General features: G+C 73.3%; 21 protein-coding genes and 1 riboswitch. Of the genes, 10 read left to right on the top strand and 11 right to left on the bottom strand.

The window, feature by feature from the left end; all coding sequences use genetic code 11:
* Positions 1–116: 116 nt before the first annotated feature.
* On the top strand, positions 117–983 hold the full coding sequence (locus J0910_RS29825; protein ID WP_420156506.1) for a helix-turn-helix domain-containing protein: 867 nt from the start codon (positions 117–119) through the stop codon (positions 981–983).
* Between the two features lie 6 nt (positions 984–989).
* Positions 990–1,178, top strand: a complete 189-nt coding sequence (locus J0910_RS29820) for a DUF397 domain-containing protein (protein WP_420156505.1) — start codon at positions 990–992, stop codon at positions 1,176–1,178.
* Positions 1,179–1,288: 110 nt separating this feature from the next.
* On the opposite strand, the gene J0910_RS29815 is transcribed toward J0910_RS29820, so the two are convergent.
* The gene (locus J0910_RS29815; protein ID WP_420156504.1) at positions 1,289–1,849 is read right to left on the bottom strand and encodes a hypothetical protein; all 561 of its coding nucleotides are present in this window, start codon (positions 1,847–1,849) and stop codon (positions 1,289–1,291) included.
* 152 nt (positions 1,850–2,001) lie between these two features.
* Positions 2,002–2,757: a GntR family transcriptional regulator gene (locus J0910_RS29810; protein ID WP_420156503.1), complete on the bottom strand. Its 756-nt coding sequence runs from the start codon at positions 2,755–2,757 to the stop codon at positions 2,002–2,004.
* 263 nt (positions 2,758–3,020) lie between these two features.
* Here J0910_RS29810 and J0910_RS29805 point away from each other — a divergent pair, with 263 nt between their 5' ends.
* Positions 3,021–3,566 carry a phytanoyl-CoA dioxygenase family protein gene (locus J0910_RS29805; protein WP_420156502.1) on the top strand — a complete coding sequence of 182 codons (546 nt, stop codon included), beginning with the start codon at positions 3,021–3,023 and terminating at the stop codon, positions 3,564–3,566.
* Between the two features lie 29 nt (positions 3,567–3,595).
* Complete coding sequence (locus J0910_RS29800; protein WP_420156501.1) at positions 3,596–4,027, top strand: hypothetical protein; 432 nt, start codon at positions 3,596–3,598, stop codon at positions 4,025–4,027.
* A gap of 61 nt (positions 4,028–4,088) precedes the next feature.
* Here J0910_RS29800 and J0910_RS29795 read toward each other — a convergent pair whose 3' ends face one another.
* Together J0910_RS29795 and J0910_RS29790 are read right to left on the bottom strand one after the other, a co-directional pair.
* The gene (locus J0910_RS29795; protein WP_420156500.1) at positions 4,089–5,321 is read right to left on the bottom strand and encodes an MFS transporter; all 1,233 of its coding nucleotides are present in this window, start codon (positions 5,319–5,321) and stop codon (positions 4,089–4,091) included.
* A 532-nt stretch (positions 5,322–5,853) separates the two neighbouring features.
* Positions 5,854–6,387: a MarR family winged helix-turn-helix transcriptional regulator gene (locus J0910_RS29790; protein ID WP_420161838.1), complete on the bottom strand. Its 534-nt coding sequence runs from the start codon at positions 6,385–6,387 to the stop codon at positions 5,854–5,856.
* 246 nt (positions 6,388–6,633) lie between these two features.
* Between J0910_RS29790 and J0910_RS29785 the strand changes: the two genes are divergently transcribed.
* Positions 6,634–8,874 (top strand): MMPL family transporter, encoded by a 2,241-nt coding sequence (locus tag J0910_RS29785; RefSeq protein WP_420161837.1) that lies wholly within the window; start codon positions 6,634–6,636, stop codon positions 8,872–8,874.
* A 49-nt stretch (positions 8,875–8,923) separates the two neighbouring features.
* Here the strand turns inward: J0910_RS29785 and J0910_RS29780 are convergent, their stop codons facing one another.
* A complete protein-coding gene (locus tag J0910_RS29780) occupies positions 8,924–9,379 on the bottom strand; it encodes a hypothetical protein (protein WP_420161836.1) in 456 nt (151 codons plus the stop codon).
* Between the two features lie 175 nt (positions 9,380–9,554).
* On the opposite strand from J0910_RS29780, the gene J0910_RS29775 reads away from it, so the two are divergent.
* Positions 9,555–10,001 (top strand): hypothetical protein, encoded by a 447-nt coding sequence (locus J0910_RS29775; protein ID WP_420161835.1) that lies wholly within the window; start codon positions 9,555–9,557, stop codon positions 9,999–10,001.
* A gap of 384 nt (positions 10,002–10,385) precedes the next feature.
* On the opposite strand, the gene J0910_RS29770 is transcribed toward J0910_RS29775, so the two are convergent.
* Together J0910_RS29770 and J0910_RS29765 are read right to left on the bottom strand one after the other, a co-directional pair.
* Complete coding sequence (locus J0910_RS29770; RefSeq protein WP_420161834.1) at positions 10,386–10,940, bottom strand: cysteine dioxygenase family protein; 555 nt, start codon at positions 10,938–10,940, stop codon at positions 10,386–10,388.
* Between the two features lie 276 nt (positions 10,941–11,216).
* Positions 11,217–12,200, bottom strand: a complete 984-nt coding sequence (locus tag J0910_RS29765; RefSeq protein WP_420161833.1) for a LysR family transcriptional regulator — start codon at positions 12,198–12,200, stop codon at positions 11,217–11,219.
* Positions 12,201–12,538: 338 nt separating this feature from the next.
* Here J0910_RS29765 and J0910_RS29760 point away from each other — a divergent pair, with 338 nt between their 5' ends.
* Entirely contained in the window at positions 12,539–13,360 is an 822-nt protein-coding gene (locus tag J0910_RS29760; protein ID WP_420161832.1) for an alpha/beta fold hydrolase, read from the top strand.
* Between the two features lie 170 nt (positions 13,361–13,530).
* Here the strand turns inward: J0910_RS29760 and J0910_RS29755 are convergent, their stop codons facing one another.
* From J0910_RS29755 to J0910_RS29745, 3 genes are all read right to left on the bottom strand, one after another.
* Positions 13,531–15,657 (bottom strand): phosphocholine-specific phospholipase C, encoded by a 2,127-nt coding sequence (locus J0910_RS29755; RefSeq protein ID WP_420161831.1) that lies wholly within the window; start codon positions 15,655–15,657, stop codon positions 13,531–13,533.
* A 147-nt stretch (positions 15,658–15,804) separates the two neighbouring features.
* Entirely contained in the window at positions 15,805–16,902 is a 1,098-nt protein-coding gene (locus J0910_RS29750; protein ID WP_420161830.1) for a FecCD family ABC transporter permease, read from the bottom strand.
* 7 nt (positions 16,903–16,909) lie between these two features.
* The gene (locus J0910_RS29745; protein WP_420161829.1) at positions 16,910–17,923 is read right to left on the bottom strand and encodes an ABC transporter substrate-binding protein; all 1,014 of its coding nucleotides are present in this window, start codon (positions 17,921–17,923) and stop codon (positions 16,910–16,912) included.
* A 108-nt stretch (positions 17,924–18,031) separates the two neighbouring features.
* A riboswitch (cobalamin riboswitch) is annotated at positions 18,032–18,222 on the bottom strand.
* Between the two features lie 186 nt (positions 18,223–18,408).
* On the opposite strand from J0910_RS29745, the gene putP reads away from it, so the two are divergent.
* Together putP and J0910_RS29735 are read left to right on the top strand one after the other, a co-directional pair.
* Positions 18,409–19,950: a sodium/proline symporter PutP gene (gene putP / locus J0910_RS29740; protein ID WP_420161828.1), complete on the top strand. Its 1,542-nt coding sequence runs from the start codon at positions 18,409–18,411 to the stop codon at positions 19,948–19,950.
* A gap of 112 nt (positions 19,951–20,062) precedes the next feature.
* Entirely contained in the window at positions 20,063–20,626 is a 564-nt protein-coding gene (locus J0910_RS29735; protein ID WP_420161827.1) for a putative glycolipid-binding domain-containing protein, read from the top strand.
* A 76-nt stretch (positions 20,627–20,702) separates the two neighbouring features.
* Here J0910_RS29735 and J0910_RS29730 read toward each other — a convergent pair whose 3' ends face one another.
* A complete protein-coding gene (locus J0910_RS29730; protein WP_420161826.1) occupies positions 20,703–21,281 on the bottom strand; it encodes a Uma2 family endonuclease in 579 nt (192 codons plus the stop codon).
* 214 nt (positions 21,282–21,495) lie between these two features.
* On the opposite strand from J0910_RS29730, the gene nadE reads away from it, so the two are divergent.
* Positions 21,496–22,320, top strand: coding sequence for an ammonia-dependent NAD(+) synthetase (nadE, locus tag J0910_RS29725; RefSeq protein ID WP_420161825.1), 825 nt, complete (start codon positions 21,496–21,498; stop codon positions 22,318–22,320).
* Positions 22,321–22,339: the final 19 nt, after the last annotated feature.

Here is a 22,339-nt window from a genome sequence, read left to right as displayed (position 1 = left end):
AATCTCTCGATAGAGCTGGGCTACTCAGGTGGGCACCATCATGAGACCAGATGTGCATTCTTTGCAAGAGACTATCTGGGATTCTCTCTTTTTTCTTCCGGGCTAGACTGGTTCCCATGGCACGCACGCAGTCCTACAGCCCCTCGGTGCGCCGCCGCCGACTCGGCGCGCAGCTCCGTCAACTGCGCGAACAGGCGGGATACACGCTCCAGCAGGCTGCTGACCGGCTGGACTGGGCCCGCGCGAAGGTCGGGCGCGTGGAGACCAGCGAGCTGAAGACCGTCAAGCCCTCCGACCTGGACGCGATGCTGAGCCTGTACGGGGTCGAGGACGACGCCGCCCGCGAAGCAATGCACCAGCTCGCACGCGACGCGAAGCAGAAGGGCTGGTGGTGGAAGTACCGCGACATCTTCGGCGCCGAGCCGTTGCCTGACTTCGAGGCTGAAGCGAGCCTGATCCGGACATATGAGGTCGCTACCATCCCGGGTCTGCTGCAGACACCGGAGTACGCCGAAGCGGTCTTCCGTGGAGGCCGGCTCACTTCACCGGGGCATCTGCAGCGGCAGGTGGACGCCCGTATGGAGCGCCGAGAGATCTTGACGCGGTTCGAAGCGCCCCCGCGACTGTGGGCGATCATCGACGAGGCCGCACTGCGCCGCCCGCTCGGTGGGGCGGACGTGATGCGCAAGCAGTTCCAGTACCTGCTGCGTGTCGGTCAGCTCCCGAACATCGACATTCAGGTGCTTCCGTTCTCCGTCGGGGCGCACGCCGCGCTGGGGAGCCCGATCAGCATCCTTGAGTTTCCCGACCCGCTGGACCGGCCGATCGTCTACACCGACTCGGTGGGAAGCGGCTTGTTCGAGGAGGACCCGGACGAGGTCGCCGACTGCGTAGCGCTCTTCGCCGATGTCCAGGCGGCTGCCCTGACCACCGTCCAGAGTGCTGCCTTCATTGAAAAGATCATTTCCGAAGAAAGCGACTAGCGGCCCATGAACACCACACCTGAGTTCCGCAAGAGCAGCTATAGCAACCGCAACCAGAACTGCGTCGAAGTCGCCGACCTGGAGGCCGGCGCGGGCGCGATCCGCGACACGAAGAACAGGCAGGACGGCCACCTGGCCTTCCCCGCCGCCGAGTGGCGCTGCTTCCTCCGCGACGTCAAGGCGAACCGCCTTTGACCTGGAAACACGTCGGCCCCCTCACCAGCTAGGGGAGAGGGGGCCGACGCGCACCTGAGTGCTCCGGAGAGCATCAGAAGAATGCTAGCGGCTGCCGCACCAGGTGCGCATCACTGCGGGACCTCGCCGGCGAACGTGACCGTGTAGGTCGGCTCCGCCCCTTCCTCGTCCCAGAACTCCAGCGTGTACTGCAGCTGGGACTCCTCCTCGCCCATCCAGCAGTCGGCATCCCAGGTCGCCGACTGGCCGTCGGCCAGCGTGTCCGGTGGGTTCACCGACTCGCCGAGGACCGGTTGCTCGCTCTCCTCCAAGGGGTCTCCGACGAAGCACGCGCTCGTCGTGGACCCAGTGTGCAGCGGGGCTCCGCTGGTGTTGGTGATCTCGAACTTCCACGCCGCATACGGAAGTTCGCCCTCTTCCCCTGTCGAGCTGTTGAAGCCGTCGGGGTCGACCTCCCGGCGAAGATCGGTGATCTCGACAGTGAACCCGTCGCCGAAGTCGTGGGGCCCGTCCAGGCCCACCGTCGCGGGGCCGGCCTCCTCCTCGCCTGCGGCTTCCTCAGCGACCGGCGCCTCCTCCGGGGTGGGCTGCTCCGGGTCGGACGCCGCCCCGGAGCAGCCCGCCGAGAACAGAACGAGAGCCGCAGCGGCGGGGACGGTGATGCGCTTCATACGCGCCTCCTCGGTGTCAGGGGGATGTCCCCGGGAGGCTACGCCGTGGTGTGCCGGACACGAGGCGGAATGCCGGATGAGGCCGCTTTCGGAAACCCGGGCAACCTCAAGGCGCGGAGGCAGCCTCTCGCTGAGGGCGGGCGGGTTGCCGCCTATTCGGGTAGTGCGCCGGCGTCCCGCTCGATGGGGTAGCCCACCTCGAACCGGCCGGCGCTGACCACGGTCTCGTTGACCTCCAGGACGCGGCCGTCGGCGCCGCGGGTGGTGCGGACGATCCGCAGCACCGGGATCCCCGGCCCCAGGGCGAGGTGCTCGGCCTCGGCGGGCGCGGGCATCCGGGCGGTGATCGCCTCCTCCCACTCCAGCGGCCCGTGCCCGGCCTCCTCCATGCGGTCGTAGATGCCGCCGGGGCCGGTGTCGGGCGCGGCGAGCACTGGCAGCTCGGCGACGGCGTCGGGGGCGAGGTAGGAGGTCGCGAGCTGGGCGGCCTGGCCGGTGGCGGGGTCGCCCATGACCCGTGAGCGGACGGTCACCTCGCCTCCCGGGTCCACGCCGAGGATCCGGGCGACGTCGGCGGGGGCCGGCGCCGCGGTGACGGTCGGGGTGCGCAGGGCGCGCCATCCTTGGGCGAGGGGGTCGAAGTAGTAGCCCAGCTCGTCGCGGAAGACGCGCCGGGAGCGGGTGAGCGGGTGGCGCGGGGGATGGGCGCGCACGACGGTGCCGCGTTTGCGGATCTTGTCGACCAGGCCTTCGCGTTGGAGTTCGTCGACGGCCCGGCGGACGGTGATGCGGGAGGCGCCGTAGCGTTCCTGCAGGTCGGCCTCGCGCGGGATCACGTCCCCGGGGGCAATTTCTCCGCTGGTGATCGAATTGCGCAGTTCGCGGGCGATTTCCTCCCAGCGGGTCATTTCCGCCTCCTTCGGGGTTGGGATTGTGTGGCCGCCAGGATAGGTCATGACCTATTGACGTAGGGAGGGCGGCGAGTGACAGTGATTACGTCATAACCTAACGAAGAGTGATCTTTGGTGGTGGTGAATTGGTCACCCGCCCGGAAATCCTCCCCGTTGACCTGGATGAATTCATCCGTATCGGGTGCGCCCGTTTCGGCCCTTGGGCCGAGGCTGATCACATTCAGCGACTTATCAGCGGCCTCGATCCGGAATCCCCGGTCGTGTCCAACCCGCATGAGCACCTGCCCGCCATCCGCGCCCTGGTGCTCTCCCCGGAGGTGACCGCTCCGGCCCGGGCTCTGCTGGGCCCCCGGATCGCCGTGGAGAACACCTTCCTCATCACCAAGCCGCCCCGCGCGGACATGGAGGTCCCGCCCCACCAGGACGGCACCAACGACCGCCTCCTCCTGGACCCCCAGCGCGCCGCCACCGTCTGGCTCGCCCTCACCGACGCCACCCCCGCTTCCGGGTGCCTGCGCATCGCCCCCGGCTCCCAGACCGGCGGCTACCTGCCCACCCGCCGCGCCGAGGCGCCGGGCCGCCCGCTGACCATCGACGCCCCCGCTCCTTCCCGGTGGGAGAGCGTCCCGGTGAAGGCCGGGCACGGCCTGCTCATGGACGCCCGGCTGATCCACACCAGCCCGCCCAACCGCACGGACACCCCCCGGGTCGGTCTGAACATCCGCTACGCCGCCCCGGGCGGGTGCCGGATGCGCGACGGCTCCGCCCCCGGCCACCTCACCCCCGTGCCGGCCGCTGACCGGTGACCGGCCCCCCAGAGAAAGGAACCCCCGCAATGTCCACCCTCACGATGTACGACCCCGGCGTGGAGCCGGTGACCCGCGTCCGCGTCCTGGTCGGCGAGGACGACGACGAGACCCGCCGCGACGGCAAGACCGCCATCGCCTTCTCCGACTGCCGCTACTACTGCCCCGACCACAAGACCGCCAAGCGGGTCATCGAGGCGCTGCGCGACTCCGACGAGCGGCTGCGCGCCCGCCCCGAAGAGCTGATGCTGTGGGACTGGCAGTCCACCTACTTCGAGGCCGAGACCGGCGACCCCCAGGGCGGCGGCACCGTCCTGCTCGGGGTGGCCTGGTACGACGAGGACTTCTACACCGAGCGCAAGGGCGCCTGGTTCGGCGCGATGCACAAGCGCATCTACACCGAGCTGGGCGTGCCGCTGGAGAACGTCGAGGTGACGCACTGGCGCCGCGACGCCGCCTGATCGCCTGAACCCCTTCCCTGCGCGGGCCCGCTCCTCAAAAGGCGGGCCCGCCCCTGCGTGCTCAGCTCCGCGCCGCCGCCGGGACCCGGACCAAACGCGGCGCCATCACCAGCCCCACGCCGGCGGTGGCGATGACCGCCAGCCCCGACAGGGCGAACGCCGCCTGCGGCGCCGCGGCCACATACAGCGGCACCACGAGCATCCCGACCGTGCCTGCGCTCCGGATGACCATGTGGTCGGCAGCCAGGACCGCCACCCGCTCAGCCTGGCCGAACCGCTCGGCCAGCCAGGCGTGCAGGGTGACCCCGGAGAACGGCGCGGCCGCTCCGGACAAGAACGCCACCGCCCACAGCACCCCGAGCGTGGGCGCCAACCCCATCGCGGCCAGCGCCGCCCCGCCGGCGATCCACGCCAGGCAGTACACCCCCAGGAACCCGCCCGCCAGGCGGATCTTCACGTTGCCCACGGCCAGGTTCCCCAGCAGCGCCCCGGCCGCGGTGACGGCGGTGAACAGCCCGTAGGCGCCCGCCCCGGCACCGTAGACCTCGGTCAGCAGGATCGGCACCCCGATCGCCGCTGCGGTGCCCGCCCAGATGCCCAGACCGTGCAGGGACACCGCGAAGGCCACCGCCGGATGGGCGCGCAGCAGCGGCCACGCCGAAGGGACCTTCCGCTCGGGCCCCGGCTCTCCGCCGGAGGGCGCCCCCCCGCCTCCTGCGGTGCGTCCGATCACCGCGAGCGCCACCGCCGAGACCGCGAACCCGGCTGCGGTGATCCAGTAGAAGTGGACCTCGGAGACGACCAGCAGCAGGGCGCCGGCCGAGCCGGGCCCCAGGATCCGGGCCAGCCGCCCGGTCAGGTCGAGCAGTCCCATCACCGGCCGGGCCTGCTCCGGGGCGACCAGCGAGGGCATCAGGCCGGGCAGCACCGGGTCGAACACCGCGCCGGTGATGCCGAGCAGCAGGGCCACGGCCAGCAGCCCCGGGACGCGCGCCTCCGGTAGCGCCCACAGCAGCGGCAGGCACGCGACGATCCCGGCGCGCGCCGCCTCCACCGCGGCCAGGCGCCGCAGCGTCGCGACCCGGGTGAGGACCCCGCGGCCGGCGGCGCCCATCACGATGTAGGGCACCGACTCCAGCACGGCGACCAGGCCCATGAGAAACGCCGATCCGGTGGTCTCCCAGACCAGCCACATCACCGCCAGCGCGTACAGCCGGGCGCCCATCACCGCGAGCAGCTGCGCCCCCCACAGCCCGGCGATTCGCGGCGTCGCCAGCAGCCTCGCATACCCCACCGGTGCGTCTCCTCCGCAGCAGTCCCCGGAGTCACACTGTCCCGCAAGATCACGGCCGCTGGAGGCGGATACGAGAAGACTCTCCGGAGCCGACCCGGAAGCCGCAGGGCACTCGCCCAGGCCGTCTGCCCCAGCACAGCACGGGGCCCTCCGGAGCGGTCTCCGGAGGGCCCCGTTTTGGGAGCGTTTTGGGAGCGGCGAGACGCCTTCAGGCGCCTTCAGACGCCGTCAGGCTCCACCAGGCACCCCCTCCGACCTGCGGTTGAACCGTTTCCGCAGGTGGAGAAAGGCGCTGTACTTATTCGAGACCCGGGTCATCGAGTACCAGACCGGCGGCGGCCTGGACTGGGACTGACCTGAGAAGACACGGCCCTCATTCCCCGTCGGCGGAGGGGAGTGGGGGCCGTTTTCCGTGGTTCTCCGCGACGGGATCCGCGGGTGGGCCGCTGCCGGGAGGGGCCGGAGGCCCGTCCGGGAGGTCCGTCCCCGAAGCGCGGGGCCGAGACTTTCCGGCCTGCGGTTCCGGTGCCTTTCAGGGCGGAGTCGCTTCTCTCGCCGGCCCGGCGGTGCCGCGATCGGAGGGGATCCGCTCGGCGAGTTCGGTGAGCAGGGTCCCGGCGCGCCCCAGCCAGTCGGCGATGACCTCCAGTTCTTCCGGTGAGTACCGGTCGTGCAGGGAGGTCATCGCCTCGCGGAGCCCGATCGGGCCGGTCCCCCCGCTCCCTCCGCTCTCGGCGGGCTCGGCGAGGCGGACCACCACCTTGCGCCGGTCGGTGGGATGGCGGTCGCGGACGACCAGGCCGTGCGCCTCCAGCCGGTCGACCACCACGGTGACCGAGGCGGTGGCCAGTCTGAGCCCCTGGGCGATCTCCCCCGGGGTCATCGGGCCGCCCACCCGCAGCAGCGCGAAGCACTGGAAGTCGGTGGGGTTGAGGCCGGAGCCGGCCGACATGGCGTGCAGCAGCCGGATCAGGCCCGCGGCCAGCCGCTGGCCGTCGCTCTGGATCGCCCCGTAGAGCAGCTCGCGCGAGCGCGGGGCCGCTCGTTCTCCGTGCGTCTCCCCCATCGCGCTCCTTCCGGCCGGTTCGGCGGTCCGGGACCGTCCGCCGCAAGGACAGGATTCTAGTGTTCCGAGCCGCTGATCCGGCGGCGCCCGGGGACGGCCCTCCCCGCCAAAGCGCCCACCCGCACCGCTCTCCGCCGCTCCCCGCCCCGCCGCGCCGGGGCATCCGGCGACGGGACCCGGGTCGGCACCCTCCTCTGCTACTATCTCGATTTTCTAGATAAAAGTTTATCGAGGGAAAATGTCGCTATGCGGCGCCAGGAGAAGGGGGACGCGATGCATGCTCGGCAGAGCCCCGGGCCGGACCGCCCGGACGGGCCACTCCGATCGAAGCGCATCCGGTACGGCGCCGCCGTCCTGCTCGTCGCGGTCTGGCTGGCGGCCGCAGGGCCGCTGGGCTCCTTCATGGGCGGGCTGTCGGAGGTGCAGAGCAACGACTCCTCGTCGTTCCTGCCGGTGGGCGCCGAGTCCACCCAGGTCCAGGAGGCCGCACAGGACTTCCGGGACGACCGGTCCGTGCCGGCCGTCGCGGTCTACTCCGCACCGGACCCGATCGGCCGGGGCGAGCTCGCGGAGATCTCCGAGGCCGCCGAGCGCGCCGCCGAGCAGGACTGGGCGGCCGCCCCGCCGACCGGCCCGATCCCGGGCACCGAGGACGACCGGTTCGCCCAGCTCGTGGTCCCGGTCTCCGAGGACGCCGACACCGCCGAGGCGGTGCGGGAGCTGCGCGCCCTGCTCACCGATTCCGCCCCGGAGGGGGTCGAGGTCCGGGTCGCCGGCCCGGCCGGGATCGCCGCCGACCTCTCCGCGGCCTTCGGCGGCATCGACGGCACCCTGCTGGCCGTGGCGGTGGGCGCGGTGCTGGTCATCCTGATCGCGGTCTACCGCTCCCCGCTGCTGCCCCTGGTGGTGATCGCCTCGGCGATGCTCGCCCTGGTGCTGGCTGCCGCGGCGGTGTACGGAGCGGCCTCGGCCGGGTGGATCGACCTCAACGGCCAGAGCCAGGGCATCCTGTTCATCCTGGTCGTGGGGGCCTGTACCGACTACGCGCTGCTGCTGGTCGCCCGCTACCGGGAGGCGCTGCAGCAGGGAGAGGACCCCGCGGCGGCGGTGCGGACCGCGCTGCGCGGCTCGGTGGAGCCCGTGCTGGCCTCCGGCGGCACGGTGATCCTGGGCGTGCTGTGCCTGCTCGCCAGCGACCTCTCCTCCAACCGGGGCCTGGGGCCGGTGGCGGCCCTGGGCATCGCCGCGGCCCTGGTCTCCGCCCTTACCTTCCTGCCCGCGGCCCTGCTCCTCCTCGGCCGGGCCGCCTTCTGGCCGTTCCCTCCCCGCCCGGTCCGCGCCTCCGCTCCGGCGCCCAGCGGCGAGGGGGCCCTGGAGGAGGTACTGGACGGGCACCCGGTGTGGGGCCGGATCGCCCGCTCGGTGGACCGCCGCCCGCGGTGGTACTGGGCGGCCACGGTGGTCCTGCTCGCCGCAGGGGCGGCGCTGGTCCCGCAGTTCCGGGCGGAGGGCACCTCCCAGCTGGAGGTGTTCCGCACCGAGGTCGAGTCGGTCGCCGGCCAGGAGCGGCTGGACCAGGGGTTCGGCGGGGCCGGCGCCGTTCCGGCGGTGATCATCGCCGACGCCCCGCGCGCCGGCGAGGTGGCCGCCGCGGCGGAGGCCGTTCCGGGAGTGGCGGAGGCCGCCCCGCTGACCGAGGGAGGGGGCGGCCCGGAGCGGCCGGGCGCCCCGGAGGCCGGGCTGCAGCCCAAGGAGGTGGACGGCCGGGTGCTGATCAACGCGTCACTGGATGCCCCGGCCGAGTCCACCGAGGCGATGGAGATCGTGCGCGAGCTGCGCACCGCGGTGCACGCGGTTCCCGGAGCCGGAGCCGTGGTCGGCGGGACCGCCGCGGTCAACCTCGACACCCTGGACACCTCCTCCCGCGACCTGAGGGTGATCATCCCCCTGGTGCTGCTGGCGGTGACGGCGGTACTGGTGGTGCTGCTCCGCTCGCTGGTGGCCCCGCTGCTGCTGGTCGCCACGACGGTGCTCTCCTTCGCCGCGACGCTGGGCGTCGGGGCGCTGGTCTTCGACCACCTGCTGGAGCTGCCCGGGGCCGACCCGGTGGTGCCGCTGTTCGCCTTCGTGTTCCTGGTGGCGCTGGGGATCGACTACAACATCTTCCTGATGACCCGGGCCCGGGAGGAGGCCCGGCGGCACGGACCGCGAGAGGGGGTGCTGCGCGCCCTGGCGCTGACCGGCGGCGTGATCACCTCGGCCGGCGTGGTCCTGGCCGCGACCTTCGCCGCCCTGGCCGTGCTGCCCATCCTCTTCCTGCTCCAGCTGGCGTTCCTGGTCTCCTTCGGCGTCCTGGTGGACGCGCTGCTGGTCCGCTCGGTGCTGGTGCCCGCACTCGGCCTGGACGCCGGGCGGTGGCTGTGGTGGCCTTCCCGGCTCTCCCGCCGGCCGGGCCCGAACGCCTCCGGCCGGGCGGGCGGCCGGTGATGGCCCCCGTCCTTCGCGCCCGCCGGTCATCCGGCGGGAGCAGGGCCGGCTACCCGGAGGCCGGGCGGGGAGCGGGGCGGCGCGCACCGAGGGCGCTCAGCGCGCACAGCGCTCCGAAACCGCCGGCGACCAGCAGCGCGGCGCTGCGGTCCGCGGCCATGGGCAGGCCGGTTCCCATGATGAGGGCGTCGCTGAAGTCGGAGGCGACCCGGATACCGATCGCGGTGAGCAGCGGCAGGCCGCGGGGGGCGAACATCATCGCGACGCCGCAGGCCAGGTCCCGCGCGAGCACGGCACGGGTGAGCACTTCCAGGCCGGGGTCGGCCGCGCCGTCGGACAGCCCGATGGAGTCCGTCATCGCCTCGGGGGAGACGAGGACGAGGACCGCGTAGCCGACGGTGGCCGCCCCCATCAAGCGGGGGAACGCGCGCAGCAGGAACGCGCCGGTGCGGGACGGGGCGGGCGCGGAGGAGCGCCCTCGGGCGGGATCGTGTTCGGAGGACACGGGGCACATCCGTTCTTCTCGGCGGCGCGGTCCGCCGGCCCGGGAACCGGCCGTGCGGACGGGGCGCGGACGGGGCGCCGCGCGGACCCGCCCCGGGGCCGATTGTCCCCGGGTTCTCCGCCGGAAAGCGCTGAGTATAGGATCAGCGCCTGCTCTGAGGTGAAAAGCGGGGAAGATGCTGTTCTCGATTCCCATGTCCGGCTGGGTGCTGATCGCGATCGCGGCGACCGGGGTCTTCCTGGTCGGCATGCGGGTACTGGTCATCGGCGCCCTGTCCGGGGACGACGTCCCACCCGAGGTGCGGGAGCGGGGCCGGCGGACGATGCGGCGGCTGTACACCGCGACGCCGGTGGCCGCCGCCATCGCGGTGGGGATGAAGCTGCTCCGCCCGGAAGAGCCGGCGGTGGTCCTGTTCCTCTACAGCGTGGCGTTCGCGGCCATCCCGCTCTGCCTGCTTCCGATCCGGGGCCGGCTGGTCCGGTCCTACCTCGCTCAACTGCGGAACCCCGGCGCCGCGCCGGAACCGGACCGGGTCGTGACGGCCTGGATCGTCACCTCGCTGTCGGTGGTCTGCCTGGCGGCCGCGGCCGGGCTGATGGTGCAGAAGTACGGCGCTTCGTGACCTCCCCGGGGCGGGCGGAACGCGCCTCCCACCCTGTTCCCCGGGTGGGAGGCGGCGCGTGACGCGTCCGGGGCAGCGGCCCGGCCCCAGCCGGCCGGAGGGCCGGGGCCGGCGGTGCGCCAGGGGACGGGGAGTCGGCCTCCGGCGCGATCCGCGACGCGAAGGCCCGCCAGGCCGGCCGTCCGGCCTTCCCCTCCTCCGAGCGGCGTGCCTTCCTCTCCGAGGTCAGGGCCGAGGGCCTCTGCCCCCGTATCACCCCTTGTCCTGACGTCGGCGTCAAGGCCTAACGCCATTGCCATGCGCATCGGCGAACTCGCGGAGCGGTCCGGAGTCAGCACCCGGCTGCTCCAGGAGCTCGACGCGGTGTGACCCGCGCGGCCGCCGCTACCCCTCGCGCACCGGCAGGTCGTAGGTGCGGCGGACGCTGGAGCCGAGGCGGCCGATGTCCGCCCCGTACACGTGCAGGGACACGGCGAGCCCGTCGCCGGTGTTGGCGACCCGGTGGATGTCCCCCGGCGGGGCGAAGCCGCAGGTCGCCCCCGCCCCGTTGGTCGCGGTGCCGACCGGGACCAGGTGCCTCTCCTCCCCGGACCCGGCCGGCGCGTACCGGACCTCGTCCTCGGTCCCGATGTGCACGCCGGTGACGCACCAGGCGACGTGGTCGTGCACGGGGGTGTGCTGCCCGGGCAGCCACACCAGCGCGACGACGGAGAACGCACCGCCCTCCTCCACGTGCAGCACGTGCTGGGTGTAGTGGTCCGGATCCGGCTCCATACAGGACTCGGGCAGCAGCTCCGGATCGGTGAGGAACGGCTCCAGCCGCTCGGCGACCAGCTCGGCGGTGTGCGCGGCGGTCGTCCCCGCGCGCACGGCGGCGCGCACGGCGCCGACGAGCTCGTCCAGGCGGGGCGTGGTCGCGGTCTCGGAGACGGCGGACATGGAACCTCCAGGGAAGCCGGTGAGGGATCGGATGATGGGACGCTTCGGATTCGTCGAGCGCGGTGCGTGATACGACGCCCGCCGTCGGCCGGATCGCCCCGCCGGGACCGGCTCCCCGGGCGATGATCTTGACGTTGCGGGGCCATCAGAGCGCTCTGATGGCCCCGCAACGTCAAGATCATCGCCACGGTGCCCGTGCCGGCGGCATGCCCCGAGACTGCTCCGTCCCCGCCCGGATGTCGACGGCGATCTCGTTGGCCGGAGGCCAAGCGGTGCTTATCGGGAGGGCGGCGGCGCGGCGGCGGGCGGTGCGAGGCCGACGACCCCGGACGTGCCCTCGCAGCCGTCCCGGGCGAGCCGGCGGGAGGTCTCCTCCAGCACCCTGAGCAGCAGCCGGGTCGCGGGGATGCGCTCGTATTCGCGCAGCGTGTAGGCGGTCACCCGGCGGTGCGCGGCCGGTTCGACCGGGCGCCCGGCCACGCCGGGGTGGCGCAGGCAGGAGAGGACCAGGCCGGGCATGAACGCGACCCCCGCCCCGGCCGCCACCAGGCTCTGCACGGCCAGGTTGTCGTCGGTGGTGAACGCGATGTCGGGCTCGAACCCGGCGTCGGCGCAGGCCCGGACGAAGTGCCCGCGGCAGTGCGAGCAGCCGGCGATCCACCGCTCCTCGGCGAGGTCGGCCAGGTGCACCCGGTGCCGGCGGCGCAGCGGGTGGCCCCGGGGCAGCACCACCACCACGCGGTCGTCCAGCAGCGGCACGGTGACCAGGTCGTCCGCGGTCTCCTCCGGCGGCTCGGCCGGGCCGGGGCGGTAGTCGAAGGCCAGCGTCACGTCGCACTCGCCGCGCCGCAGCGCGCACAGCGAGTCGGGCGGCTCGGTCTCCACCAGCTCCACCCGGATCCCCGGGTGCTCCTCGGCCAGCCGGGCGACGGCGGCGGGGATGATGGTCGCCCCCGCGCTGGGGAAGGTGCACAGCCGGACCCGGCCCGAGCGCAGCCTGCGGACGGTGGCGATCTGCTCCTCGGCGGCGGAGAGGCTGCTCAGGATGTCCACGGCGTGCCGGAACAGCATGTGCCCGGCGTCGGTCGGCTTCAGCACCCTGCCCACCCGGGTGAACAGCGGCGTGCCCGCGGTCCGCTCCAGCGCGCGCATCTGCTGGCTGACCGCGGGCTGGGTGTACCCCAGCTCGCGCGCGGCGGCGGAGAAGGACCCTTTGTCCACCACCGCGTGGAAGGTGCGCAGATGCCGGGAGTCGAACATGCCGGGAGTATAAGGAGGGGTAGGGGGCCGCCCAAGGGCTCCCGAGGCGGCACCGGACCGACTGCGGGGCGGGCCTTCCCGGGCGCCGGAGCGGACGGCCGATCCGACCTGGGGGAACGGGTCCCGGTGCGGGAGAGCGGAGCGGCCCGGAGCCGGCCGGTGGCCCGTACCGGCCGGTGGGGATCGGCGCCGGGAGCGCGCACTGGAGTGACCGACGCCACACTGGCCGCCCGATGCGGGGCTCCGGCGGGGGAGCGGGGGCGGGTCCGGCCCGCACGGGGCTCCGATTCTCCGGAAGGTGTGGCACCGGATCGTTATCTCGGGTAGACCGTTTGTTTATGGACTTCCGGGGAATCGTTTACGAACGGCACGGCGGCGGTGACCCCCTCGTGCTGCTGCACGGGCTCGGGCACCGGCGCCAGGCCTGGGACCCGGTGCTGCGCTCGCTGGCCGAGCGGTACGAGGTGTACGCCCTCGACCTGCCCGGGTTCGGGCAGTCGGCGGCGCCCGACCCGGAGCGGCCGTTCGGCATCTCCGCGCTGGTCGACACGGTCGCGGACTGGTGCGCGGACGCCGGGGTGGAGCGCCCGCACATCGCCGGCAACTCCCTCGGCGGCGCGGTCGCGCTGGAACTCGGCGCCCGCGGCCTCGCCTCCTCGGTCACCGCGCTCTCCCCGATCGGCTTTACCCGCGGCGCCGAGATGCTCGGCTCGCGGATCCTGGTCGGCGGGATGCACGTGGCCACCCGGGTGCCGGCCCGGGTCTGGACCTCGCTGATCGACAGCCGCCCGGTGCGCGCGCTGACCACGCTGGCGCTGCACGGCAGCGTCCGCGACCCCCGCGGCGACATGGCGCGGCTCGACCCGTCCGTGGTCACCCGGGGCTCGGCCTACACCCGGCTCGCCCCCGAGGTGGTCCGGTACAGCTTCGGCGGCGGCCCGGTGGTGCGGTGCCCGACCACGGTGGCCTGGGGCGAGGACGACAGGGTGCTGCCGGTCCGCGCGGTCCAGCGGGTGATCGGCGCGATCCCGCACGCCTGGCAGGTGCGCCTGCTCGGCTGCGGCCACATCCCGATGGAGGACAACCCGGCCGCGGTCGCCGACGTCATCCTCAACACCTGCCGCGCCGCCGCCCCGCCCCGGCTGGCCGCCGCGGCCTGACGCCCCGCCCCCCTCCCGCGCGGCCGGCTCGCGGATGCGGCGGGGGCGGCGGGGCGGGCGGAAGGCCGGGCGGACCGCACAGGCCGATCGGTGCGCCGAGCGCGTCCTTCACCTGTGCACAGGCCGGGAACGCCCCTCGCCGTGCCGGAACGGGTGCCGCCCCGGGGCCGTCAGCCGCTCACGCTCTCCCCGCCGTTCTCGATGTGGCCGGCCAGGCGGCGGAGGAAGGCGTCGTCGCCGGCCAGGGTGACGGCGAGGTCGTACCAGCCCTCGGTGGGGGAGGCGGGCCAGGTCAGCGTCTTCTCCGCGCCGGGGGAGAGGCAGACCTCCTTCTCCTTCGCGCCGCGCTCGGCGGAGTGGCCCTGCGGGGTGACGGTGAAGGCCAGGTCCGCATCGCCGTCGTTGCCCAGGGTGAGCCGGACCTTGCGGCCCTCGGCCTCGATCCGGCTCTCCACCCGGGCGGAGCCGCCCGGGGCGTCGGCGGCGGCCGAGCCGGTGAACTCGCGGCGGAACCCGTTGGGGCCGGTGAGCAGCAGGTCGTAGCCGTCGCCGGGGACCGGCGCCTTCCACGGGCCGTCCTCGGCGCCCGGGGCGATGTCGCGGTGCTGCGGGGCGTCGAACTCGCCCCGGTAGCCGTAGAGCGCCAAGTGCGCGCTGGAGGTGCCGGTGTTCGCGGCCGTGATGAGCACCGCTCCCGCGCCGGCGTCGTAGCGGCCGTGGGCGTCGGGCTGGTAGGGCAGCGGCCGGGCCGGGCGGCGGCCCTCCTCCTGCACCGGCATCACCTGCTCCTTCGGCGGGCGGGGCCGCCAGCGCCGGGTGAACTCCGGGATCGGGCCGGGCTCCTGCACGGCCGGCTGCGGGCGCCCCTCGGAGAAGTCGAAGGCGCCGGTCAGGTCGCCGCAGACGGTCCGCCGCCAGCGGGAGACGTTGGGCTCCTCCACCCCGGTCAGCCGCTCCAGGAAACGCACCTGCGAGGTGTGGTCGAACACCTCCGAGCAGACGTAGCCGCCGACCGTCCACGGCGAGACGACCAGCAGCGGCACCCGGACGCCCAGGCCGGTGGGGGTGCCGTCCCAGTACTCGTCCCGCTCGCCGGGCGGCGGCACCGGCGGCGGAACGTGGTCGAAGAAGCCGTCGTTCTCGTCGAAGGAGATGATCACCGCGGTCTTCTTCCACACCTCCGGGGAGGACGCCAGCGCGTCCAGGATCCGGTAGGTGACGGTGGCGCTGTGGACCGGCGAGGAGGCGCCCGGGTGCTCCGAGTCCTGGGCGCTGGGCACCAGGTAGCTGACCTTGGGCAGCCTCCCGGCCTCGACGTCGGCGCGGAACGCGTCGGCGAGGCCGCCGGGCCGGCCGCGGTGCAGGGCGCGGTCGTACAGCTCGCGCTCCTCCGCGGAGAGCCCCTCCACCCCCTCGGCCAGCTCGGCGAGGTGCGCCTCCTGCTCGTCCTCGGGCAGGCCGGCCAGCTCGCCGTAGAACGCGCCGAAGCCGGGGTGGCCGCCGGCCTTCTCCAGCGCCTTGCGGGCGACGGCCTTGAACCGGGCGAAGTACTCCAGGTTGTTGTCGGTGAAGTTGTCCCACTCCTGGTAGACCTTCCACGTCACGCCGGCCTCCTGCAGGCGCTCGGGGTAGGTGGTCCACTCGTAGCCGGGGTGGCCCGCCTCGTCGTAGGCGTCGTTGCCGACGGCGCGCTTCCCGTTCGCCTCGAACCCGGTCCACCCGCTCACCCAGTGGTTGCGGTTGGGGCTGGTGGAGGTGTGGATGGAGGAGTGGTAGGCGTCGCACACGGTGAACGTGTCGGCCAGCTCGAACTGGAAGGGGATGTCCTCCCGGTCGTAGTAGGCCATGGTCGCGGCGGTCTTCGCGGCCACCCAGCCGTCCATCCACCCGCCGTTCCAGGCCCGGCGGCCGCCGCCCCAGGAGTGGTCCAGGTCGCCGATGTACTGCAGCTCCTCGCGCTGCCGCTCGGCCGCCCCGCGCACCGCGAACGGCAGCACCGGCAGTAGCTCGCCGCCCTGCTCGAACACCGGGCGGCCGTCGCGCCGCCGCACCGCGTTCCGGTCGCCGAACCCGCGCACCCCGCGCAGCGTGCCGAAGTAGTGGTCGAAGCTCCGGTTCTCCTGCATCAGCAGCACGACGTGCTCGATCGAGTCCAGGCCGCCGGGCGGCGCGGGCTCGGCCAGCGCCGCCCGCAGCGACGGCGGGAGCAGCGAGAACGGGGAGGCGGCCAGCGCGGCGCCGCCGGCGGCGGCCGCGCCCGCGCCCAGCAGGCGGCGGCGGGAGATGTCGGGGGCCACGGGGAGGCGTCCTTCCGGTCGGCGGTCGAGGCGGCCCCGTGAGCGTAGGGGCGCGGCGGTACCGGCGGGAGACCCGGGAACGAAGAAGAAGCGAAGCCGGTGTATCGGATGCGTCGCGGACCCCGGCCGCGGAATCCGCGGCGCGGCTCAGACCAGCCTCCGTCCCCCCTTGCGGGCGTCCCGGCGCATCAGCCAGAGGAAGAACGGGGCGCCGCACAGCGCGGTGAGGATGCCGATCGGGATCTCCTCCGGCGCGGCCAGCACCCGGGCCGCCAGGTCGGCGAGGATCATGAAGGAGGCGCCGAGCAGGATCGCCACCGGGAGTACCCGGCGGTGGTCGGAGCCGACCAGCATCCGGGCGATGTGCGGCATCATCAGCCCGACGAAGCCGATCGGGCCGCACACCGAGACCAGCACCCCGGTGGCCAGGGACGTCGCCGCGAACATCAGCGCGCGGAAGCGGTGCACGCTCAGCCCCATGCCCACCGCGGTCTCCTCGCCCAGCTGGAGCACGTTGAGCGCCGGGGCCGCGGCGGCGATCACCAGCAGCGCGGCGAGCACCGCGGCGGCGACCACCGGCAGCGTCTGCCAGGTGGTCCCGGCCAGGCCGCCCAGGGTCCACCGCTGCACCTGCTTGGCGACGTGCGGGTCGCCGGAGAGCATGATGGACAGGCTCGCCAGCGCGCCGCACAGCTGCCCGACCACCACCCCGGACAGGATCAGCCTGGTCACCGTCATCCGGCCGCGCGCCTGCGCCAGGGCGTACACGGTGACCAGTGCCAGCAGCGCGCCGAGGAACGCGGTCAGCGGCAGGGTGAACAGCCCGAGCACGGAGGCCCCGGTGACCACCACCAGCACCGCGCCGAGCGTCGCTCCGGAGGAGATGCCGAGCAGCAGCGGGTCGGCGAGCGGGTTGCGGACCAGGGTCTGCAGGGCCGCGCCGACCGCGGCCAGCCCGGCGCCGGCCAGCGCGGCCAGCACCACCCGCGGCGCCCTGGCGACCGTCACGATCGCCTCGTGCGCGGGCGGCCAGTCCGGCCGGACCAGGCCGGGGAAGGCCTGGTGGGCGATGATCCGCCAGGTGTCGGCGAAGGAGACGTCCACCGACCCGGTGATGATGCCGAACGTCGCGGCGACCGGGACCGCGGCGGCGAGCAGCGGAAGCAGCAGGAGCAGCGGCACCGGGCCGCGCCGCGGTGAGGGGCGCGCGGCGCGGCCGGCGGTGGTGGCGGGGGCGGTGCTCACCGGGGCCTCAGAACGCGTCCGGGTGCAGCTGCTCGGCGACCTCTTCCACCGCGCCGCCCACCCGGTTGCCGACGACGGAGGAGGTCAGCGGCAGCACCGCGAACCGCTCCTCCTCGACGGCGGGCGTCCCGGCCAGCGTCGGGTCGGCGAGGACCGCCTCCTTCTTCTCCTCCGCGGAGACCTCGCCGTAGTCGTAGATGAGGATCGCGTCCGGCTCGCGGTCGGCGGCCTGCTCGATGGAGACGTCGGCGAAGACCTTGTCCAGGTCGTCGAAGACGTTCCGGCCGCCGGCGTGCGCGATGATCTCGGTGCCGATGCCGGCGCCGCCCGAGGTGAAGACGGTGCCGTCGATGCTGTCCACCACCAGGACGTCCACCGGCTCGGTGCCCTCCAGGGCCTTCTCCACCCCGGCGACCTGCTCCTCGATGCCGGCGACCAGCTCCTCGGCCCGGTCCTCCACCCCGAAGATCTTCCCGATGTTGGTGATCTCGGTGGCCACCGTCTCCATGGTGACCTGGTCGGCGCACTGCTCGATGCTGGCGTAGGTGGTCATCCCGGCGTCCTCCAGGGCCTCGCGGCCCCGGCCCTCGTCCTCGGCGAAGGCGCTGGAGGCGAACCCGGCGTAGGCGAAGTCGGGCTCGGCGGCGAGCAGGTCCTCGAACGAGGGGTACTGCTCGGCCAGGACCGGAACGGCCTCGTAGGCGTCGGCGTACTCGGGCAGCACGGCGTCGTCCAGGTACGCGGTGCCCACCATCCGGTCCTCCAGGCCCAGGGCCAGCATGATCTCGGTGGTGTGCTGGTTGAGCGTGACCGCCCGCTCCGGCGGGGCGTCCACGGTGACCTCGCGGTCGCACTCCTGCACGGTGACCGGGTAGCCCTCGTCGGGGGCGGCCTGCCCGGCCGGCTCGCCGCCGCCCCCGCAGCCGGCGGCGGCGAGCAGCGCGGTGCAGGCGAGTGCGGGCGCGGTGCGGCGCACCGCGCGGCGGCCCGCCGGGGAAGGGATGGGGGATTCCTGGTGCACGTCCGGGTCCTCTCCGGGATCCGGGCACGGCGCCGGTGGTCGAGGCGTACAAAGGGCGCACATCGCGGCGGCACCGGAGACGCCCGTCCCCCCGGGGTCCGCGCCCCTGGTCGACGATCGCGACGGGTCAGTCTCCTGACTCCCGGATCAGCGCCTCCCCCGGCCTTCCAGCGCGCTGCGCCGTGGCCTTATGCGGGTTCGACTCCCCGGTCACAGTGGCGGGACCGTGCCGGATTCGCACCGGACTTCCTGGTTCCCGTCGCCCTCCCAGGCTAGTGGCCGCTCCTGATCAGAGGGCGCCCGGGGTATGTCGGATCGGCCAAAAAGGACACCCGGGTCCTAGACGAGGCGCCAATGATGGTCAAGGAATGTGACGGGCATGTCTCGAACCGGTGATGAAGTACATATCGGTCATTGATCACGCAGGTGAACGGGGACAGGATGCGGAGACCGAAGAGGAAACCTGAGATGAAGGAAGGAGCACCGTGAGCGAATCGCTGCTGGCGTCGAGCGTCACCTTCGGTGTGTACTTCGTAGTGATGGTCGGCATCGGCCTCTACGTCTACAAGCGCACCACCTCCCTGTCCGACTTCGTACTCGGCGGCCGCCGGCTGAACAGCTGGGTGGCCGGGCTGAGCGCCAACGCCAGCGACTTCAGCGGCTGGCTGCTGCTGGGCCTGCCCGGTGCGATCTACCTGTCCGGCCTCGGAGAGGCGTGGATCGCGGTCGGCCTGGCCCTCGGCTTCGCCGGCAGCTGGATCGTGATCGCCGGCCGGCTGCGGGTCTACACCGAGCGCGCCAGGGACGCGCGCTCGGGGGACGAGGCCAACTCGCTCACCCTCTCCTCCTACCTGGAGAACCGGTTCGCCGACCGGACCGGCCTGCTGCGCGGCGTCTCGGCCGTGCTCATCCTGGCCTTCTACCTCTTCTACGTGGCCTCCGGCCTGGTCGCCATGGGCGGGCTGTTCGAGGACGTCTTCAACATGCCGGGCTCGATCGCGGTGCTCGCCGGCATGGCGATCATCGTGCTCTACACCTTCCTCGGCGGGTTCCTCGCGGTCAGCTACACCGACGTGATCCAGGCCGTGATGATGTGGCTGGCCCTGCTCATCGTGCCGGTGGTCGCGGTCGTCACCGTGGTCTCCGACCCCTCGGTGGGCACCGGGGGCGAGCTCTCCGTGCTGGGCGGCTTCAGCGGCGCCGGCGAGTTCTCGCTGGGCGGCGTGCTCGCCCCGGTCGTGGTCGTCTCCGGCCTGGCGTGGGGCTTCGGCTACCTGGGCCAGCCGCACATCCTCGCCCGGTTCATGGGCATCCGCTCGGTGCGCGACGTGCGCAAGGCCGCCGGGGTGAGCGTCTCCTGGGCGGTCTCGGCGATGCTGATGGCCGTGGTGATGGGCTTCGTCGGCCTCCGCTACTTCGGCTTCGAGGAGGAGCTGCCCAACGCGGAGAACGTGTTCCCCGCCCTGATCCAGGCGCTGCTCAACCCGTGGGTCGCCGGCCTGCTGCTGGCCGCGATCCTGGCCGCGGTGATGAGCACCGCCGACTCCCAGCTGCTGGTCGCCGCCTCGGCGCTGACCGAGGACGGGTACCGGGCGTTCGTCAAGCGGGACGCCTCGGCGCTCACCCTGGTCTGGGTCAGCCGCATCGCGGTGATCCTGGTCGCCCTCGCGGCGTCGGGCATCGCGCTCTCCGGCAACAGCACCGTCATGGACCTGGTGGGCTACGCCTGGGCCGGGTTCGGCGCCGGCTTCGGCCCGGTCATCCTGCTCTCCCTGTACTGGAAGCGGATGACCTGGACCGGCGCGCTGGCCGGCATGCTCGGCGGCGGCCTCACCTCGGTCATCTGGGACGTGCTGGACAAGAACGTGCTGGAGACCGGGCTGTACGCGATGGTCCCCGCGGTGATCGTGAGCTTCGCGGCCATCTACGCCTTCAACGGGCTGGGCAAGGTCGCCGAGCACATGGACGAGGACTTCGACCGGGTCGACGCGGAGTACCGCCGGGAGAGCCAGGGCGCGGGCGTGTGACCCGGCCTCCCCGATGACCCCGCGGCGGGGGTCGCGCCCGGTGCGCGGCTCCCGCCGCATCGTGATCCTCCCGTTCTGGTGCGTAACGGGGGCTCCCGGTAGAAACGATGCCATGTGCGATCTTCCCGTGGCGTGGACCCGCGTCGACGATGCCCGGGGGACGGCCGTCGGGGCGCTGGTCCCGGAGCGGAGCGGCCACCGGATGGAGGGCGGCGAGACCGCCGTCGACGGCGGCGCGGTCTACAGCTGCCGCTTCACCGTCCGCACCGACCTCGCCTGGACGACCCGGTCGGTGCACGTGGAGGTGCTGAGCTCGTCGGGGGTGCGGACGCTGGACGTCACCTGCCGGGCCGGCCTGTGGACGGTGGACGGCGAGCGCCGCCCGCTCCTGGACGGCTGCACCGACGTGGACATCGCCGCCACCCCGCTCACCCGCACCCTGCCCGTCCGCCGCCTGGGCCTGCGCCGCGGCGAGCACCGCGACATCGCCGCAGTCCGGATCTCCGTGCCGGAACTGCAGGTCACCCGGGTCCTCCAGCGCTACACCCGGCTGGAACCCGCCGCGGACGGCCGCGCCCGCTACGAGTACCTCACCGCCGAGCACGGCCACCGCTTCTCCGTCGACCACGAGGGCCTGGTCCTCGACGGCCAGGACCTCTACGAACGGGTGCCGTGACCACGGGCGTCCTGCACCGCCCGGCGTTTCACGTGGAACATCCCGCGGACCGCCCACGGCCTGCGGAGGGGGCGGGTCAGCGGTTGAGGCGGGAGAGGTCCACGGTGACCGGGAAGGGAACGCTCAGCTCCAGGCGCCCCCGGGCCACGGCCGTCCGGGTATAGACGCCGTTGACCCGGTCCAGTTCGTAGACGTGCACGGCGGCGGCGCCTTCCTCCTCCTCGACCAGCCAGAAGTGCGGGATCCCCGCCTCGGCGTACTTGACCGGCTTGGTCTTGCGGTCGCGCTCCTCCGATTCGGGGGAGACGACCTCCACCACCAGGAGCACGTCCTCCGGCAGGTAGTAGGTCCGGTCCCCGTTCCCGCCATCGGTGTCCCGGAACACCACGAGGTCGGGCTCGGGGCGCTGGCGCTCCCCGAGCCTCACGGTCATCTCAGGTTCGACCCCTACCCCTTCGGGGGCCTGCAGGTCGAGTGCGGCTCCCAGGCGCAGGAGGGTCCTGGCGTGGAAGGAGCGCTGGGGCGCCGTCACGATGAGTGCTCCGTCGATCAGCTCGATGTGCGAAGGAGCGGAGGGCGGGAGCCGGTCCAGGTCGTCCGCCGTCCACCCCTCCGGGGGCGGGAAGAACCAGTCGGGCAGCGGATCAGCGGACATCGTCGGTTCCTTCAAGGGGATCGACATCGTCGGCCGCCTCACTCTCGGTCGGTCCGGATCTGCTGAGGCGGAATCTAACCGGAGCCTACCCAGCGCCGCAGCGGATTCCCCGAAACCGGGCCTTTCCCGCGACCCGGGTGCCGGGGCGGGGGAGGCGGGGCGGGATAATCCCCAGTCGGAGCAGCAGGTCGTACCGGCAGGGAGGAACACGGCGGTGGGCGAGTTGAGCGAGGAGCGGCGCGGGATCATCCGGGCCCTCGAGGTCGCCGAGGGGTTCGACGTCCGGGAGGAGATCGAGCGGCGCACCGCCTTCCTGGCGGAGCGGCTCACCGCGACCGGGTGCCGGGCGCTGGTGCTGGGGATCAGCGGCGGGGTGGACTCCTCCACCGCCGGGCGGCTGTGCCGGCTGGCCGCGGAGCGGGTCCGGGCCGGCGGCGGGCAGGCCGAGTTCATCGCGATGCGGCTGCCCTACGGGGTGCAGAAGGACGAAGAGGACGCGCAGCGCGCGCTGGAGTTCATCGAGCCGGACCGGGTGCTGACGGTGGACGTCAAGCCGGCCACCGACGGCCTGGCCGACATGCTCGACGTCGCCGGGCTGCACTACGCGAGCGAGGCCTCCCGGGACTTCGTGCTGGGCAACGCCAAGGCGCGGGAGCGGATGGCCGCCCAGTACGCGGTGGCCGGCGCGGTCGGCGGGCTGGTCGTCGGCACCGACCACGCCGCCGAGGCGGTCACCGGCTTCTTCACCAAGTTCGGCGACGGCGCCGCCGACCTGGTCCCGCTGACCGGCCTCACCAAGCGCCGGGTCCGCGCCCTCGCCGCCGAGCTCGGCGCCCCGGCCTCGCTGGTCGACAAGACCCCCACCGCCGACCTGGAGTCCCTCAGCCCGCAGAAGGCCGACGAGGACGCCCTCGGCCTCACCTACCAGGAGATCGACGACTTCCTGGAGGGCGCCCCGGTCCCCGAGCACGTCGAGCGGGCCCTGATCGCCCGCTACCGCGCCACCGCCCACAAGCGCGCCCTCCCGGTCGCGCCCTGACCCGAACGGGCCGGGTGGG

The sequence above is a fragment of the Nocardiopsis oceanisediminis genome (assembly GCF_048595525.1).
GTDB classification, from domain to species: Bacteria; Actinomycetota; Actinomycetes; order Streptosporangiales; family Streptosporangiaceae; genus Nocardiopsis_A; species Nocardiopsis_A oceanisediminis.
Note: the sequence above shows the minus strand (reverse complement) of the source record. Positions and strands in the feature narration are given on the sequence as shown.

Bases quoted from the DNA above. Each gene is read 5' to 3' on its own strand.
- J0910_RS29735 (WP_420161827.1), top strand. From the start codon at position 20,063: ATGTGCGATCTTCCCGTGGCGTGGACCCGCGTCGACGATGCCCGGGGG.
- J0910_RS29785 (WP_420161837.1), top strand. From the start codon at position 6,634: ATGCGGCGCCAGGAGAAGGGGGACGCGATGCATGCTCGGCAGAGCCCC.
- J0910_RS29825 (WP_420156506.1), top strand. From the start codon at position 117: ATGGCACGCACGCAGTCCTACAGCCCCTCGGTGCGCCGCCGCCGACTC.
- J0910_RS29765 (WP_420161833.1), bottom strand. From the start codon at position 12,200: ATGTTCGACTCCCGGCATCTGCGCACCTTCCACGCGGTGGTGGACAAA.
- J0910_RS29775 (WP_420161835.1), top strand. From the start codon at position 9,555: ATGCTGTTCTCGATTCCCATGTCCGGCTGGGTGCTGATCGCGATCGCG.
- J0910_RS29800 (WP_420156501.1), top strand. From the start codon at position 3,596: ATGTCCACCCTCACGATGTACGACCCCGGCGTGGAGCCGGTGACCCGC.
- J0910_RS29810 (WP_420156503.1), bottom strand. From the start codon at position 2,757: ATGACCCGCTGGGAGGAAATCGCCCGCGAACTGCGCAATTCGATCACC.
- J0910_RS29820 (WP_420156505.1), top strand. From the start codon at position 990: ATGAACACCACACCTGAGTTCCGCAAGAGCAGCTATAGCAACCGCAAC.
- J0910_RS29760 (WP_420161832.1), top strand. From the start codon at position 12,539: ATGGACTTCCGGGGAATCGTTTACGAACGGCACGGCGGCGGTGACCCC.
- J0910_RS29815 (WP_420156504.1), bottom strand. From the start codon at position 1,849: ATGAAGCGCATCACCGTCCCCGCCGCTGCGGCTCTCGTTCTGTTCTCG.
- J0910_RS29790 (WP_420161838.1), bottom strand. From the start codon at position 6,387: ATGGGGGAGACGCACGGAGAACGAGCGGCCCCGCGCTCGCGCGAGCTG.
- J0910_RS29770 (WP_420161834.1), bottom strand. From the start codon at position 10,940: ATGTCCGCCGTCTCCGAGACCGCGACCACGCCCCGCCTGGACGAGCTC.
- J0910_RS29730 (WP_420161826.1), bottom strand. From the start codon at position 21,281: ATGTCCGCTGATCCGCTGCCCGACTGGTTCTTCCCGCCCCCGGAGGGG.